Genomic DNA, 15,510 nt, shown 5'->3' on the forward strand with positions numbered 1-15,510 from the left:
GGTGGGGGATGGCGAGGGGGTCGCCGGCGATCGAGACGTCGCTGTTCATGGGTGCGGGAGTTCCTACGGGAAGTGAGGAGCGTCAGGCATGCGCATGAGGCTGTGCGGGCTGGGAAGAGTCCTTCAGCGGCAACAGCTGGAACAGCGACAGTGAGCTTCCACGGCACGACGGAACTCGCCGAGGCGGCGGATCCGGGCAGGCGCGTGGGTCACTGACATGCGCCCTAGCACACCGGGTCCTCGGCGGCCTGTCAACTTGATGTCGGGTTTGTCGTAAATCTTTCACCTGATCCGGCTATTCGACATGGCGAAAGGTTTGTGCGCCGAAGACCCAGGAAAAGTGCCGACGCAACCACACGGCTACGCAGGAACGTCTCCTCGTGAAACGTCGTTGTGTTTTCGTGATCGCATCGTGATCGCCGCCCCCCAGGGGCGTCGACCGTGGTTGACGTATGCGGACGTTTGGGCTGATTTGAACACTTTCTGTCAGGCCTTGGTTCCGCAGGGTGAATAACGGGCCCAATAGCAGATCTCGGCTTGACTGGCCCGTATCGGCACACTTGTAATTTCACTCGTGTCGTTCGACCGTCGCAGGTAACGGCAACATCACGGGGACGCGAAAACAGACGAGGGGCGCGCATGACCGAGCTGTTCCAGCTGTTGCTGGCCGAAGAGGCCGACGAAGAGCTCGGGTGGCAGGAGCGCGCGCTGTGCGCGCAGACCGATCCCGAGTCCTTCTTCCCCGAGAAGGGGGGCTCCACCCGCGAGGCCAAGAAGGTCTGCCTCGCCTGCGAGGTCCGTTCCGACTGCCTCGACTACGCCCTCGCCAACGACGAGCGCTTCGGCATCTGGGGCGGCCTGTCCGAGCGCGAGCGCCGGCGACTGAAGAAGGGCGTGGTCTAGAGCCCTCCCCGGGCTCCCGCCCGGCACATCGGGGTTCGTACGTATATGTGCCCCGGACCCGGAAGGGCCGGCTCCCGCAACCGTTAGTGTGGGGGCCCGTCCGAGACGCCCAAGGCGTCGTCCGAAGTCCAGCGAACCGGGGCCCGAACCTCGATGTCCGTGAACAGTTCAGCCGGGACTCAATACGCCGCCCAGGCACCGGAGTTCCCGCGCCACGTCGTCACCGCCGTGCTCGTCGCCCACGACGGTGCCCGCTGGCTGCCCAACGCGCTCTCGGGTCTGGTCTCCCAGGACCGCCCGGTCCAAGACGTCATCGCCGCCGACACCGGCAGCGCCGACGACTCCGCCCGCCTGCTCGCCGAGAGCCTCGGCGACCACCGCGTCCTGCACCTCGCCCGGCGCAGCGGCTTCGGCGCCGCCGTCGACGAGTGCGTGCGCGCCGCCGAGCCCCTGACCGCGGAGCAACTGCCCTACCTGGCGCGGCCCAGCAGCTGGGACCCGGTCTCCCGCACCTGGAACGACGACGCCTATGACGAGCCCGAGGAGCCGCACGGCGAACCCGTGCAGTGGCTGTGGCTCCTGCACGACGACTGCGAGCCCGCCCCGGACGCCCTCCTCAACCTCCTGAGGGTCGCCGACGCCTCTCCGTCCGCCGCGATCATCGGCCCCAAGCTGCGCAGCTGGTACGACCGGCGCCAGCTGCTGGAGGTCGGCGTCTCCATCGCCCGCAGCGGCCGCCGCTGGACCGGCCTGGAGCGCCGCGAGCAGGACCAGGGCCAGCACGACCAGGTCCGCCAGGTGCTCTCGGTCTCCAGCGCGGGCATGCTGGTGCGCCGCGACGTGTGGGAGGACCTCGGCGGGTTCGACCGCCGGCTGCCGCTCATGCGCGACGACGTCGACTTCTGCTGGCGCGCCCAGTCCGCCGGCCACACCGTCCTCGTCGCCCCCGACGCCGTCCTGCGGCACGCCGAGGCGGCGTCCCGCGAGCGCCGACCCGTCGACTGCGCCGGCCGCTCCGTCGTCAACCCGCACCGCGTCGACAAGGCGGGCGCCGTCTACACGCTGCTGGCCAACACCCGCGGCGCCCTCCTCCCGTACGTCTTCGCGCGCATCGTGCTCGGCACGGTGCTGCGCACCCTCGCCTACCTCGTCGGCAAGGTCCCCGGACAGGCCGTCGACGAGATCACCGGCCTGCTGTCGGTCCTGCTGCGCCCCGGCCGCCTCCTCGGCGCCCGCCACCGGCGCTCCCGGCCCGCCGTCCCGGCCTCCGAACTGCGGACGCTCTTCCCGCCGCCCGGCGCGACCGTACGGGCCACCGTCGAGCAGGTCGTCAGCAACGTCTCCGGCCGTGCGGCCGCCGACGCCTCCTCCGCCGGACGCCACGGCGGGCTGGACTCCGGGCCCAGCGGGGGCGACGACGACGGCGAGTACCTGGAGGTCGAGCAGTTCGCGCTGCTGAAGCGCGTCGCGCGGCAACCCGCCCCGATGCTCTTCGCCGTCCTGCTGCTCTTCTCCCTCATCGCCTGCCGCGCGCTCCTCGGCGGCGGCGCCCTGTCCGGCGGGGCACTGCTGCCCGCCCCCGCCGACGCCTCCGACCTGTGGGGCTCCTACCTCGGCGCCTGGCACGCCCTGGGCGCCGGCAGCACCGAGACCGCGCCGCCCTACCTGGCGATCGTGGCCACCCTGGCGAGCGCCCTGCTCGGCAGCACCGGCCTCGCCCTGACCGTGCTCCTCGTCGCCTCGGTACCGCTTGCGGGCCTCAGCGCCTACTTCGTGTCGCGGCCGCTGGTCGAGTCCCGGCTGCTGCGCGCCTGGGGCGCCGTCGCGTACGCCTTCCTGCCCGCCGCCACCGGCGCCCTCGCCGGCGGCCGGCTCGGCACCGCGGTCCTGGCCATCCTGCTGCCGCTCATGGCCCGCGCCGCCGTCTCCGCGGCGGGCCTGCGGATGTCCGCCGACGCCGTCGAGCGGGGACTGCGGCCCGGCTGGCGCGCCGCCTGGGCCGTCGCGCTGCTGCTGACGATCACCACCGCGTTCACCCCCATCACCTGGCTCGTCACCCTGGTGCTCGCCGGCGTCGCCATCGCCACGCGCGTCGTGCGCGGGCAGGGCCGGCTCCTCGTCCCGCTGGCCATGCGCGCCGTGGCCGTCCTCGGCGCCCCCGTGGTGGTGCTCGCGCCCTGGTCGATCGGGCTGCTCACGCACCCCAAGCGGTTCCTGGACGAGGCCGGTCTGCCGTTCGGCGCCAAGTCCGCCACCGCCACCGACCTCCTCCTGATCAACCCCGGCGGCCCCGGCGCCGCCGGCGGCTACCTGCTCGCGGGCATCGTCCTGGCCGCGCTGGCCGCACTGGTGCGCGGCGAGCGCCGCTCGGCCATCGTCACCGCCTGGGCGGGCGCCCTGACCGGCCTGGTCTTCGCCGTCCTCGCCAACAGCACCTCCTGGGCCGGCCCCGCCACGCTGGTGTACGGCCTGGCCCTGCTCGCCGCCGCCGCGGTGGGCGCCGAGGGCGCCAAGGAACGGCTCGCCGCCTCCGGCTTCGGCTGGCGCCAGCCCGTCGCCGCGCTCGTCGCCCTGGCCGCCGTGCTCGCCCCGCTGTCCGCCGCCGTCGGCTGGATGGCCGGTGGCGCCGACGGCCCGCTGGAGCGCCGCGACCCGACCCAGGTGCCCGCCTTCGTCGCCGAGGAGAGCACCACCCGCGACCAGGCCCGCACCCTCGTCCTTTCGGGGACGCCCGCCCACGTCTCGTACGCCCTGGTCCGGGGCGCCGGAGCCCGCCTCGGCGACGCCGAGATCGCCGCCGCGGCCGGCAGCGACGCCCGGCTCGCCAAGATCGTCGGAAATCTCGTGGCCGGCTCCGGCGCCGACCAGGCCAGCCAGCTCGGCGGCTACGCCGTGCGCTACGTCCTCGTCCAGAGCGGCGCCCCGCGCGAGATGAGCCGCACCCTCGACAGCACCCCGGGCCTGTCCCGGCTCAGCCAGGCCGACGGCAGCGCCCTGTGGCGGGTGGACGACGACGTCGCCCGCATCACGATCGTCGAGCCCTCCGGCAGCGGCGACGACAGCGGCTCCGGCGACGCCGCCGGCACCGGCTCCGGTGAGGACGCCGACGCCCCCGCCGACGTCGTCACCGTCGCCTCCGGCAAGGTGGAGGCCCACACCACCGTCCCGGCCGGCGCCGACGGCCGCGTCCTGCGCATCGCCGACCGCGCCGCCCCCGGCTGGACCGCCACCCTCGACGGCAAGGAGCTCACCGCCACCACCGTCGACGGCTGGGCCCAGGGCTTCCGGCTCCCCGGCAGCGGCGGCCGTCTCGACCTCGTCTACGACGACCCGTTCACGCACACCGTGTGGGTATGGGTCCAGGGCTTCCTCGGCCTGGTGCTCGTGGTCATGGCCCTGCCCGGCCGGCGCCGCGAGGTCGACGACGACCTGCCCGACGCGGAGGCCGCGCCCGTGGCCGAGGCCGCGGCCGCCGGCATCCCGGCGCAGGGCGGCGGCGACGGCCGTCGCGCCCGCCGGCTGCGCGCCGCCGCCGAGGGGGAGGCGGACGACGCCCCCGCGGAGCCCGAGGCCGCCGGGCCCGCGCACCAGGAGCAGGCCGAGTACGCGCAGTACGCCGAGTACGACCCGTACGCCGCCGGCCCCCAGCAGGACGACCCGTACGGCCAGGAGCAGTGGGCCGCGGAGTACACCAGCACCTACGGCTACGAGCAGCCCGCCCAGCCGCAGGAGCAGGTCTACGACCCGTACGGCTACGGCCAGGAGTCCCAGCAGCCCGGCTACGACCGGCAGGGCTACGAGCAGCAGTCCCAGCAGCCGCAGGGGTACGAGGAGCAGCCCCGGCAGCAGGGCTACGACGCTTCGTACGCCCCCTACGGCACCTACGACACGGACGCTTACGACACGGACGGCTACCGCCGCGACGGGAGCAACCAGCAGTGAACCGCAGCACCCTCTCCCTGATCGGCGTCACCGCCGCCCTGGCCGCGGTCGCCGGCGTCGCCACCGTCTCCGGCGCGGGCACCCCGGACGCGGCGCCCGCCGTGAGCGCGGCGCGGCTGCCCGTCGAGCGGTCCACGCTGGCCTGCCCGGCCCCGTCGGACTCGGACTTCGCCACGACCACGTACACCGCCTTCACGCCCAAGGGCGACTCCGCCGGCTCGGGCGGCGCCGCCGCCCTGCTGGCCGCCGCCGACCAGGACGGCAAGGCCGCGGCCAAGCGCAAGCCGGTCGCACCACTGAAGGAGGCCGGCCTGCCGGTCACCGCGGTCACCGAGGCCTCCGACGCCCCCGCGCTCATCGGCACCGCCGACGGGGCGCTCGCCCCCGGCTGGACCGTGCAGCAGACCACGGTGGTCGACGCGGGCCCGGCGCGGGCGGTGCTGGGTGCCTCCTGTGCCGTGCCGGACAGCGAGTTCTGGTTCCCCGGGGTCAGCACCGGCGCCGGCCGGCAGGACTACGTCCACCTGACCAACCCCGACGACACCTCCGCCGTCATCGACCTCGCGCTCTACGGCGACAAGGGCGAGGTCAAGACCAGCACGACCGACGGCATCACGGTGCCGCCGGGCGCGACCGTACCCGTCCTGCTCTCCACGCTCACCACGGAGAAGTCCGACGCCCTCACCCTGCACGTCAGCGCCCGCAGCGGCCGGGTCGGCGCCACCGTGGAGGCCGAGGACGCCAAGGCCGGCGGCGACTGGCTGCCCGCCTCCACCGACCCCGCCGCCGAGGCCGTCATGCCCGGCATCCCCGGCGACGCCTCCGATGTGCGCCTGGTGGTCTTCGCGACCGGCGACAGCGACGCCGATCTCAAGCTGCGGCTCGCCTCCTCGGGCGGCGAGATCACCCCCGCCGGGCACGAGACCGTGCACGTCAAGAGCGGCATGACCACCGCCGTCGACCTCGGCGACGTCACCAAGGGCGAGGCCGGCTCGCTGATCCTCAGCCCGACCGACCCCTCCGACGAGGCCCCCGTGGTCGCCGCCCTGCGGATCACCCGCGGCAAGGGCGCCAACCAGGAGACCGCCTTCCTGCCCGCCACCGCCCCGATCGGCGACCGCGCCAGCGCCGCCGACAACCGCACCAAGGGCTCGACGCTCGCCCTGACCGCGCCGGAGGGCGACGCCACCGTGCGAGTCGTCACCTCCGCCTCGACCAAGGGCGGCGAACCCGTCACCAAGAACGTCCCGGTCAAGCGCGGCACGACGGTCGTCCTGTCACCGCCCGCCCCCTCCGCGGGCAAGGGCGCCTTCGCCGTCACGGTGGAACCCGCCTCGGGCGGCCCCGTCTACGCCTCCCGGATGCTCGCGCTGCCGGAGGGCGGCGTCCCGATGTTCACCATCCAGACCATGCCGGACGACCGGGGTCTGGTCGCCGTGCCGAAGTCGGAAGAGGACCTGTCCATCCTCAACCGCTGACGATCCCCGACCGGCACGGGCCCGCGGGCCCGTGCCGGTACCGGGATCAGCCCTCCCCGTACCGGGGGTCGACGTTCTCCGGTGACAGTCCGAGCAGTTCGGCCACCTGCTCCACGACCACGTCGTGCACCAGCAGGGCCCGTTCCTCGCGGCTCTTGGCCCGGATCTCCACCGGTCGCCGGTACACCACGATGCGGTGCGGGTTGCCCTTCTGCCCGCCGAGGAGCCGCCCCAGCGGCACCCCGTCGTCGAACCGGCCGTCGGCCGCGGCGCCGTCGGCACCGTCCGCCGGCCAGGGCACCTCCTGCACCGCGAACTCCACCTCCGCCAGCTGCGGCCAGCGCCGCTCGAGCCGGTCCGCCGCGTCGCGCACCAGGTCGTCGAAGGCGTCGGCGCGGGTGCGTGCCAGGGGCACCTGCGGGGGCGCGATGGGGCCGCGCATGCCGCGGCCGTGTCGGTCGCGGTGGCGCTGGCGCGGTGCGGGCGAAGGGGTGTCCATCACCTCTGAGAGTAGCCGTCGGGAGCCCCGGTTATGCGGCTCCGTGACCGCTGCCACCACCACGGGGGACGAGGACCGGACATCCCCGTTGATGTCGCAGAATGTACGGTCGATCGCCCCTGGCGCCCACGTGATTCCCCTGGCCTGACCGCTTCACCGATCGCAATTGGCGTCATTTGCAGCGTTTGGTGATCGGTGTCCTCGGAGGGGTGCCCGTACATTTCCGGCCCTTTGCAGGTCAGGTGTGTTGACCCCAGGTCGGACCTTCCCGGCCAACCCGGACGACACGACGGGGTGAGCTCCTGGGGAGTCGTCGCGGCCCGCTCAAGAGTGCGGTACCGTCCAACGTCGTGAGCCTTGTACGTCGCTGTTCGCGCACCGCGTGTGGCCGTCCCGCCGTCGCGACGCTGACGTACGTCTACGCGGACTCCACCGCCGTCCTCGGCCCGCTCGCCACCTACGCCGAGCCCCACTGCTACGACCTGTGCTCGGAGCACTCCGAGCGCCTCACCGCCCCCCGCGGCTGGGAAGTCGTACGGCTCGCCACGGACACCGGACCCAGCCGCCCCAGCGGTGACGACCTCGAAGCGCTCGCCAACGCCGTGCGCGAGGCCGCCCGCCCCCAGGAACGCGAGGGCAACGGCACCAACGGCCGCGGCGGCGACCCCATGGAGATCGCCCGGCGCGGGCACCTGCGCGTCCTGCGCTCGCCCGATTCCTGAACCGGCACCCCCCGCCATACCCCGCCCCGGGTCCGCACGTGCACCCGGGCTCCTCATCGGCCCGTTCGGATCCGCCCGGTAGGTTGGCTCTTGCCACGATCCATCCACCGGCAACCGGATTCAGAGCGGAGCACATGCGGTGACCGACCTCTCCCAGCTCGTGAAGGCGTACGACGTCCGCGGAGTCGTCCCCGACCAATGGGGCGAGCCGCTCGCCGAACTCTTCGGCGCGGCCTTCGTCACCGTGACCGGTGCCGACGCGATCGTGACGGGCCACGACATGCGGCCCTCCTCGCCCGGCCTGTCCCGGGCCTTCGCCCGCGGCGCGGCCTCGCGCGGCGCCAAGGTCACCGAGATCGGCCTCTGCTCCACCGACCAGCTGTACTTCGCCAGCGGCAAGCTGGGCCTGCCCGGCGCCATGTTCACCGCCAGCCACAACCCGGCCCGGTACAACGGCATCAAGATGTGCCGCGCCGGCGCCGCCCCCGTCGGCCAGGACACCGGCCTCATCGAGATCCGCGAGCTCGTCGAGCAGTGGTCCGACACCGGCCTCCCGGCGAGCGACGCCACCCCCGGCGAGGTCACCCAGCGGGACATGCTCGCCGACTACGCCGCCCACCTGCGCACCCTGGTCGACCTGAGCTCCATCCGGCACCTCAAGGTCGTCGTCGACGCCGGCAACGGCATGGGCGGCCACACCGTCCCCACCGTCTTCGACGGCCTGCCCGTCGACCTCGTCCCGATGTACTTCGAGCTCGACGGCACCTTCCCCAACCACGAGGCCAACCCCCTCGACCCGAAGAACATCGTCGACCTGCAGGACAAGGTGCGCGAGACCGGCGCCGACATCGGCATCGCCTTCGACGGCGACGCCGACCGCTGCTTCGTCGTCGACGAGCGCGGCGAGCCCGTCTCCCCCTCCGCGATCACCGCCCTTGTCGCCGCCCGCGAACTGGCCAAGCACCCCGGCTCCACCGTCATCCACAACCTGATCACCTCGTGGTCCGTGCCCGAGGTCGTCAAGGAGCACGGAGGGACGCCCGTCCGCACCCGCGTCGGCCACTCCTTCATCAAGCAGGAGATGGCCCGCACCGGCGCCGTCTTCGGCGGCGAGCACTCCGCGCACTACTACTTCCGCGACTTCTGGAACGCCGACACCGGCATGCTCGCCGCGCTCCACGTCCTCGCCGCCCTCGGCGGCCAGGACGGCACGCTGTCCGGACTCGTCGCCGAGTACGACCGCTACGCCGCCTCCGGCGAGATCAACACCGCCGTCGACGACCAGGCCGGCCGCACCGCCGCCGTCCGCGCGGCCTACGCCGACCGCCCGGGCACCGGCCTCGACGAGCTCGACGGCCTCACGGTCACCGGCGACGGCTGGTGGTTCAACCTGCGCCCCTCCAACACCGAGCCGCTGCTGCGCCTCAACGTGGAGGCCCGCGACACCGAGCTCATGGCCGGCGTCCGCGACGAGGTCCTCGCCATCGTCCGCGCCTGACGGCCACCCCGCCGGAGGAGGCACCGCACCGCACCGCCTCCTCCGACGGGGGACCGGGGCCCCCGACACGGTCACGCGGGCCCGCCCGCCCGGCGATAGGCTGAATCGGCCGGTCCGGACACGTACGCCCGCACACGGCGGACGCCCGGAAACCACGACCACGACACGACCACACGGGAGAAGCCACCCATGCCGCTCGTCGAAGCCAGCCTCCTGGAGATCCTCGCCTGCCCCGCCTGCCACGCGCCGCTGCGCGAGGACGTCGAGGCCACCGAGCTCACCTGCACCTCCGCCGACTGCGGCCTGGCCTACCCCGTGCGCGACGACATCCCCGTCCTCCTCGTCGACGAGGCCCGCCGCCCCGCGTAACGCGACCCGGCCGCCCGCCACCGCACGCCCGCCCGCGCCGTACGCACACCGGCGCCGGCACGGGCACCCGCACCGCACGGCGCCCCGCGACACCTGACACAACCGGACCGGACCGGAGGTCACCCCCGATGCTGGACGAGACGCTGCTCGACGACCCCGACGCCCTCGCCCGCGCCGACACCCGCGGCCTCCTCCTCGGCGTCGCCGCCGCAGGCGCCCGCGTCCGCACCGCCGCCCGCCTCGCCCAGGAGGCAGGCGTCGGCGAACTCAAGCCCGACGGCCGCCCCCGCAGCGTCCTGGTCGCCGGCCCCGGCGCGGTCGCCGTCGCCGCCGTCGCCGAACTGCTGGCCGCCCTCGGCAACGGCAGCGGGCCCGTACTGCCCCTGCACCCCACCGGCCCCGCCCCGTACGACCTGCGATGGGCCCTCCCCGGCTGGGCCGGCCCCATGGACCTGCTGCTCATCGCCAGCCCCGCCGGCACCGAGGCGGGCCTGGCCGACCTCATCGAGCAGGCCTACCGCCGCGGCTGCACCGCCGCCGCCGTCGTCCCCGCCGGCTCACCCATCGCCGAGGCGATCCAGCAGGTACGGGGCATGGTCCTGCCGTACGCCCCCGCGCCCGACCCGGCGTCCGTCGCGGGGGTCCTCGGCGAGGCCGCCGACCCTGCCGAGGACCTCGGCGCCTTCTGGGCGCTGCTCACCCCGCTGCTCGCCCTCGGCGACCGCATCGGCCTGCTCGCCGCCCCGCCCGACGCCATCGAGCGCGTCGCCGACCGCCTCGACGAGGTCGCCGCCCGCTGCGGCCCCGCCACCGCCACCTACAGCAACCCCGCCAAGGCACTCGCCTCCGAACTCGCCGAATCCCTGCCGGTGATGTGGAGCGAGGGGCCGGTCGCCTCCGTCGCCGCCCGGCGCTTCGCCGCGGCCATCGCCGCCCGCGCCGGACGCCCCGCCCTGCACGGCGAACTCCCCGAGGCACTCGACACCCACGGCGCGCTGCTCGCCGGCTCCCTGGCCGGCGCCCTCGACCCCGAGGACTTCTTCCGCGACCGCGTCGACGAGCCCGAGGACCTGCGCCTGCGCGTCGTGCTCCTGCACCGCCCCGGCAACGCCACCTCGAGCTCCGCCCCGCTCGCCCGCGAGCTCGCCACGACCCACGACACCCCGCTGAGCGAGCTCGCCCCCGCCGAGGGAGGCGACCTGGAATCCGCCGTCGAACTCCTCGCCGTCACGGATTTCGCCTCCGTTTACCTCGCCATCACTTCCACCGGGAGATCATGACCGCATGGACCGCCTGACCAACACCATCCGCCCGTACGCCTGGGGTTCCACCAGCGCGATCCCCGAACTGCTCGGCACCACCCCCACGGGCGAGCCGCAGGCCGAACTGTGGATGGGCGCCCACCCCGGCGCCCCCTCCCGCATCGACCGCGGCAACGGTCCGGTCCCGCTCGACCAGGTCATCGCCGCCGACCCGGACGGTGAACTCGGCGCCCCTGCCGTCGAACGCTTCGGCCCCCGGCTGCCGTTCCTGCTCAAGCTCCTCGCCGCCGGCTCCCCCCTCTCCCTGCAGGTCCACCCCGACCTCGCCCAGGCCGCCGCCGGCTTCGCCGACGAGGAGGCCCGCGGCGTCCCCGTCGACGCCTCGCACCGCAACTACAAGGACGCCAACCACAAGCCGGAGATGATCGTCGCGCTCACCCCCTTCGAGGGACTGTGCGGCTTCCGCCACCCCGAGGAGACCGCGGCCCTCCTCTCCGGCCTCGGCGTCGACTCCCTCAAGCCCTACGTCGACCTGCTGCGCGCCCACCCCGAGGAGGCCGCCCTCCGCGAGGTCCTCACCGCCGTGCTCGGAGCCGAACACGACGCCATGGCCGGCACCGTGGACGAAGCCGCCGAAGCCGCCGGCCGGCTCGCCACCGAGGGCGGACCGAACGCAGACGCCTACGCCGCCTACGCAGCCATCGCCCACGCCTACCCCGGCGACCCCGGCGTCATCGCCGCCATGCTGCTCAACCACGTCCGACTCCAGCCCGGCGAGGCGCTCTTCCTCGGCGCCGGCATACCGCACGCCTACCTCAGCGGCCTCGGCGTCGAGATCATGGCCAACTCCGACAACGTCCTGCGCTGCGGCCTCACCCCCAAGCACGTCGACATCCCCGAACTGCTGCGCATCGTCCGCTTCCACGCGGGTGACGCCGGTGTCCTGCGCCCCGAGGCGTCCCCCGACGGCGAGGAGCTCTACGGCACCCCCATCGACGAGTTCCGGCTCTCCCGGTACTCGCTCGCCGCCGGCGCCGCCCCCCGCACCCCCCACGACCGCACCGCCCAGATCCTGCTCTGCACCGAGGGCACCGCCACCCTGCGCACACCCGGCGACCCTGCGGCCCCGGAACTCACCCTCGGCCGCGGCCAGTCCGCCTACGTTCCCGCAGGCGAACAGGTCGAACTCACCGGCGAGGGGACCGTCTTCCGGGCCACCGTGGTGGCCTGACGCACCACGCGAAGCACGGCCTGCAAGAATGTCCCGCCGTAACGCCGTAAAGACCGGGCAAAGACCAGGGCCGACGGAAGGGACCATCAGCACCTATGAGCGCGTCAGGCGGAACCAAGGCGATCGTCGCCGCATTGGGCGCCAACCTCGCCATCGCGGTGAGCAAGTTCGTGGCGTTCGCCTTCAGCGGCTCCTCGTCCATGCTCGCCGAAGGCGTGCACTCGGTGGCCGACTCCGGCAACCAGGCGCTGCTCCTGCTCGGCGGCAAGAAGGCACAGAAGAAGGCCACCGAGGAACACCCCTTCGGCTACGGCCGTGAGCGGTACATCTACGGCTTCCTCGTCTCCATCGTGCTGTTCACCATCGGTGGCGTCTTCGCCCTCTACGAGGGCTACGAGAAGGTCCAGCACCCCCACGAGATCGAGCACTGGTACTGGCCCATCGGCGTCCTGGTCTTCGCGATCGTCGCCGAGGGCTTCTCTTTCCGCACCGCCATCAAGGAATCCAACGTGGTGCGCGGCAAGCAGACCTGGAGCCAGTTCATCCGCACCGCCAAGGCCCCCGAACTCCCCGTCGTCCTCCTCGAGGACTTCGGCGCGCTCGTCGGCCTCGTGCTCGCCCTCGGCGGCGTCGGCCTGTCCCTGCTCACCGGCGACGGCATCTGGGACGGCATCGGCACCCTCTGCATCGGCGTCCTCCTCGTCGCCATCGCGCTCGTCCTCGCCTCCGAGACCAAGTCGCTGCTCCTCGGCGAGGCCGCCGGACCCGAGGTCGTCGCCCGCATCCGCGCGGCCATCGTCGACGGCGACACCGTCACCCGCCTGATCCACATGCGCACGCTCCACCTCGGCCCCGACGAGCTCCTCGTCGCCGCCAAGATCGCCGTGCAGCACGACGACACCGCCACCGACGTCGCCCGCGCCATCGACGCCGCCGAGGCCCGCATCCGCGAGGCCGAGCCCATCGCCCGCGTCATCTACCTCGAACCGGACATCTACCGCGAGCCGTCGGCCGCCCCCACCGCCCCCACGGCGGACTGACCCCCTCCACACGACCTCCACGCACCTTCCGGACGCGCCCGGCCACTCGGTGTAGATTCGTCCCTAGCCAGACGTCGCTGCTGATGGCGGTCGGGCGGTCCGGACACGGACCGGCCGAGGGAGAGAGGGCCTCCGACGGGCTGAGCTGCGGTCGAGGGAGACGTATGTCCGCATGCCTCCCCCCGCCCCGCAGCGGAAAGCCGATGTCCGTTCTGGAAGCACCCCACGAGGAGACTGCATGTCCCCCGTCACCAACGACTTCAAGGTCGCCGACCTCTCCCTGGCCGCCTTCGGCCGCAAGGAGATCACCCTCGCCGAGCACGAGATGCCCGGCCTGATGGCCATCCGCGAGGAGTTCGCGGCCTCCCAGCCGCTGGCCGGCGCCCGCATCACCGGCTCCCTGCACATGACCGTGCAGACCGCCGTCCTCATCGAGACCCTCGCCGCCCTCGGCGCCCAGGTCCGCTGGGCCTCCTGCAACATCTTCTCCACGCAGGACCACGCCGCCGCGGCCATCGCCGTCGGCCCGCACGGCACCCCCGAGAACCCGCAGGGCATCCCCGTCTTCGCCTGGAAGGGCGAGACCCTCGCCGAGTACTGGTGGTGCACCGAGCAGGCCCTCACCTGGCCCGACTCGCCCACCGGCGGCCCGAACATGATCCTCGACGACGGCGGCGACGCCACCCTGCTCGTCCACAAGGGCGTCGAGTTCGAGAAGGCCGGCCAGGCCCCCGACCCCTCCACCGCCGACAGCGAGGAGTACGAGCAGATCCTGCTGCTCCTCAACCGCACCCTCGGCGAGAACCCCCAGAAGTGGACCCAGCTCTCCTCCGAGATCCGCGGCGTCACCGAGGAGACCACCACCGGCGTCCACCGCCTGTACGAGATGCAGCGCGACGGCACCCTGCTCTTCCCGGCGATCAACGTCAACGACGCCGTCACCAAGTCGAAGTTCGACAACAAGTACGGCTGCCGCCACTCCCTCATCGACGGCATCAACCGCGCCACCGACGTCCTCATCGGCGGCAAGGTCGCCGTCGTCTGCGGCTACGGCGACGTCGGCAAGGGCTGCGCCGAGTCGCTGCGCGGCCAGGGCGCCCGCGTCATCATCACCGAGATCGACCCCATCAACGCCCTCCAGGCCGCGATGGACGGCTACCAGGTCACCACGCTCGAGGACGTCGTCGAGACCGCCGACATCTTCGTTACCACCACCGGCAACCGCGACATCATCCTCGCCGAGCACATGCAGCGCATGAAGCACCAGGCGATCGTCGGCAACATCGGCCACTTCGACAACGAGATCGACATGGCCGGCCTCGCCAAGATCCCCGGCATCGTCAAGGACGAGGTCAAGCCCCAGGTCCACACCTGGACCTTCTCCGACGGCAAGGTCCTGATCGTGCTGTCGGAGGGCCGCCTGCTCAACCTGGGCAACGCCACCGGCCACCCCTCGTTCGTGATGTCCAACTCCTTCTCGGACCAGACCCTGGCCCAGATCGAGCTGTTCACCAAGCCCGAGGAGTACCCGATCGGCGTCTACGTCCTGCCCAAGCACCTCGACGAGAAGGTCGCCCGGCTCCACCTCGACGCCCTCGGCGTCAAGCTCACCACCCTGCGCCCCGAGCAGGCCGCCTACATCGGCGTCCCGGTCGACGGCCCCTACAAGCCGGACCACTACCGCTACTGACGCCGCCCGGGCCGCCCGCACGACAGCGCGCCACCGGCCCCGACGGCACCATAGGAGCCACCCCGCAGGCCCCCGCCCCCGGCGGGGGCCTGCCCCGTCGGGTCCCCGCCCGCTTTGTAAGGTCGAACCATGCCCCGCGGCCGCTACTCGTTCCACGACACCCACGACCACACCCCCCTCGGCGAAGAACACTTCCACTGCGCCACCGGCCCCACCGGCTGGCGCTACACCGCACAGAACACCCACCCCGACGGCGGCCACGCCGGCTCCGTCGACCTCACCATCGACGAACTCGGCCGCCCCATCCGCCTGGAACTGCACGCCGCGAGCTGGCAGGTCCGCGGCGCCGCCCTCGACGGCCTCACCTGGGTCCGTACCGACCCCTCCGGCGAACACGCTCAGGAGGGCAACGTCCCCGCCCACGCCTTCACCGGCGCGTCACCCGCGTTCTACGTCGCCACCGCGCGGCTGCTCCGTCTGCAGCCCGGCTCCCCGGCCACCCGCGTCCGCCTCGTCGCATTCCAGCCCCCCGTGCTCGCACCCCGCACCCTCGACCAGTCGTGGGCCCTGATCAAGAGCGAAGCACACACCACCGACAACGCCCCCCTGCTCGTGGACGAATACCAGGTCAACGACCTGGAGACCGGTGAACAACACACCGTCCACATCGCCGGCGACGTCGTCCTCTCCGCCCCGGGCATCGAACTCGAGGACCTCGAGTCACCCCCGTCCCGGTTCCCCGCGACGGACTGACCCGCCGACGCAGCGGCGACCCCTCACGCCGGAGGCGCGAAGCCCGTCGACGAGGACGAGGACGAGGAGGAGGACGTCGAGGACGGAGGCACCGGCGCCTGCGGGGCCTGCCCCCCGCCCCCC

Annotated in this window: 12 protein-coding genes; 11 read left to right on the forward strand and 1 reads right to left on the reverse strand. The window is 73.2% G+C overall.

The window, feature by feature from the left end; genetic code table 11:
• The first annotated feature begins 639 nt into the window (after positions 1–639).
• The 3 genes from PV350_RS35960 (at position 640) to PV350_RS35970 (ending at position 6,323) form a co-directional block, all read left to right on the forward strand.
• Entirely contained in the window at positions 640–903 is a 264-nt protein-coding gene (locus PV350_RS35960; RefSeq protein WP_018559705.1) for a WhiB family transcriptional regulator, read from the forward strand.
• A 153-nt stretch (positions 904–1,056) separates the two neighbouring features.
• Entirely contained in the window at positions 1,057–4,845 is a 3,789-nt protein-coding gene (locus PV350_RS35965) for a glycosyltransferase (RefSeq protein WP_500337701.1), read from the forward strand.
• On the forward strand, positions 4,842–6,323 hold the full coding sequence (locus tag PV350_RS35970) for a DUF5719 family protein (protein ID WP_499512164.1): 1,482 nt from the start codon (positions 4,842–4,844) through the stop codon (positions 6,321–6,323). The genes PV350_RS35965 and PV350_RS35970 overlap by 4 nt, the downstream gene beginning before the upstream one ends.
• A gap of 46 nt (positions 6,324–6,369) precedes the next feature.
• Here the strand turns inward: PV350_RS35970 and PV350_RS35975 are convergent, their stop codons facing one another.
• Positions 6,370–6,822, reverse strand: a complete 453-nt coding sequence (locus PV350_RS35975) for a metallopeptidase family protein (RefSeq protein WP_499512163.1) — start codon at positions 6,820–6,822, stop codon at positions 6,370–6,372.
• Between the two features lie 302 nt (positions 6,823–7,124).
• Here PV350_RS35975 and PV350_RS35980 point away from each other — a divergent pair, with 302 nt between their 5' ends.
• From PV350_RS35980 to PV350_RS36015, 8 genes are all read left to right on the forward strand, one after another.
• On the forward strand, positions 7,125–7,544 hold the full coding sequence (locus PV350_RS35980; protein WP_499516849.1) for a DUF3499 domain-containing protein: 420 nt from the start codon (positions 7,125–7,127) through the stop codon (positions 7,542–7,544).
• A 139-nt stretch (positions 7,545–7,683) separates the two neighbouring features.
• Positions 7,684–9,042: a phosphomannomutase/phosphoglucomutase gene (locus PV350_RS35985; RefSeq protein WP_500337703.1), complete on the forward strand. Its 1,359-nt coding sequence runs from the start codon at positions 7,684–7,686 to the stop codon at positions 9,040–9,042.
• A gap of 189 nt (positions 9,043–9,231) precedes the next feature.
• Positions 9,232–9,411 carry a Trm112 family protein gene (locus PV350_RS35990; protein WP_431967699.1) on the forward strand — a complete coding sequence of 60 codons (180 nt, stop codon included), beginning with the start codon at positions 9,232–9,234 and terminating at the stop codon, positions 9,409–9,411.
• 128 nt (positions 9,412–9,539) lie between these two features.
• Positions 9,540–10,691, forward strand: coding sequence for an SIS domain-containing protein (locus PV350_RS35995; protein ID WP_500337704.1), 1,152 nt, complete (start codon positions 9,540–9,542; stop codon positions 10,689–10,691).
• A gap of 4 nt (positions 10,692–10,695) precedes the next feature.
• Complete coding sequence (gene manA / locus PV350_RS36000) at positions 10,696–11,904, forward strand: mannose-6-phosphate isomerase, class I (protein ID WP_500337706.1); 1,209 nt, start codon at positions 10,696–10,698, stop codon at positions 11,902–11,904.
• Between the two features lie 95 nt (positions 11,905–11,999).
• On the forward strand, positions 12,000–12,944 hold the full coding sequence (locus PV350_RS36005; protein WP_499512159.1) for a cation diffusion facilitator family transporter: 945 nt from the start codon (positions 12,000–12,002) through the stop codon (positions 12,942–12,944).
• A 238-nt stretch (positions 12,945–13,182) separates the two neighbouring features.
• On the forward strand, positions 13,183–14,634 hold the full coding sequence (gene ahcY / locus PV350_RS36010) for an adenosylhomocysteinase (RefSeq protein WP_499512158.1): 1,452 nt from the start codon (positions 13,183–13,185) through the stop codon (positions 14,632–14,634).
• Between the two features lie 129 nt (positions 14,635–14,763).
• Positions 14,764–15,387: a hypothetical protein gene (locus PV350_RS36015; RefSeq protein ID WP_500337709.1), complete on the forward strand. Its 624-nt coding sequence runs from the start codon at positions 14,764–14,766 to the stop codon at positions 15,385–15,387.
• Positions 15,388–15,510 lie beyond the last annotated feature (123 nt).

The sequence above is a fragment of the Streptomyces sp. PA03-6a genome, from assembly GCF_033792765.1.
In the GTDB taxonomy this organism is placed as follows: domain Bacteria; phylum Actinomycetota; class Actinomycetes; order Streptomycetales; family Streptomycetaceae; genus Actinacidiphila.

Excerpts from the sequence above, each read along its gene's own strand:
- ahcY (WP_499512158.1), top strand. The coding sequence starts at position 13,183 with ATGTCCCCCGTCACCAACGACTTCAAGGTCGCCGACCTCTCCCTGGCC.
- manA (WP_500337706.1), top strand. The coding sequence starts at position 10,696 with ATGGACCGCCTGACCAACACCATCCGCCCGTACGCCTGGGGTTCCACC.
- PV350_RS35975 (WP_499512163.1), bottom strand. The coding sequence starts at position 6,822 with ATGGACACCCCTTCGCCCGCACCGCGCCAGCGCCACCGCGACCGACAC.
- PV350_RS36005 (WP_499512159.1), top strand. The coding sequence starts at position 12,000 with ATGAGCGCGTCAGGCGGAACCAAGGCGATCGTCGCCGCATTGGGCGCC.
- PV350_RS35965 (WP_500337701.1), top strand. The coding sequence starts at position 1,057 with ATGTCCGTGAACAGTTCAGCCGGGACTCAATACGCCGCCCAGGCACCG.
- PV350_RS35990 (WP_431967699.1), top strand. The coding sequence starts at position 9,232 with ATGCCGCTCGTCGAAGCCAGCCTCCTGGAGATCCTCGCCTGCCCCGCC.
- PV350_RS35995 (WP_500337704.1), top strand. The coding sequence starts at position 9,540 with ATGCTGGACGAGACGCTGCTCGACGACCCCGACGCCCTCGCCCGCGCC.
- PV350_RS36015 (WP_500337709.1), top strand. The coding sequence starts at position 14,764 with ATGCCCCGCGGCCGCTACTCGTTCCACGACACCCACGACCACACCCCC.
- PV350_RS35960 (WP_018559705.1), top strand. The coding sequence starts at position 640 with ATGACCGAGCTGTTCCAGCTGTTGCTGGCCGAAGAGGCCGACGAAGAG.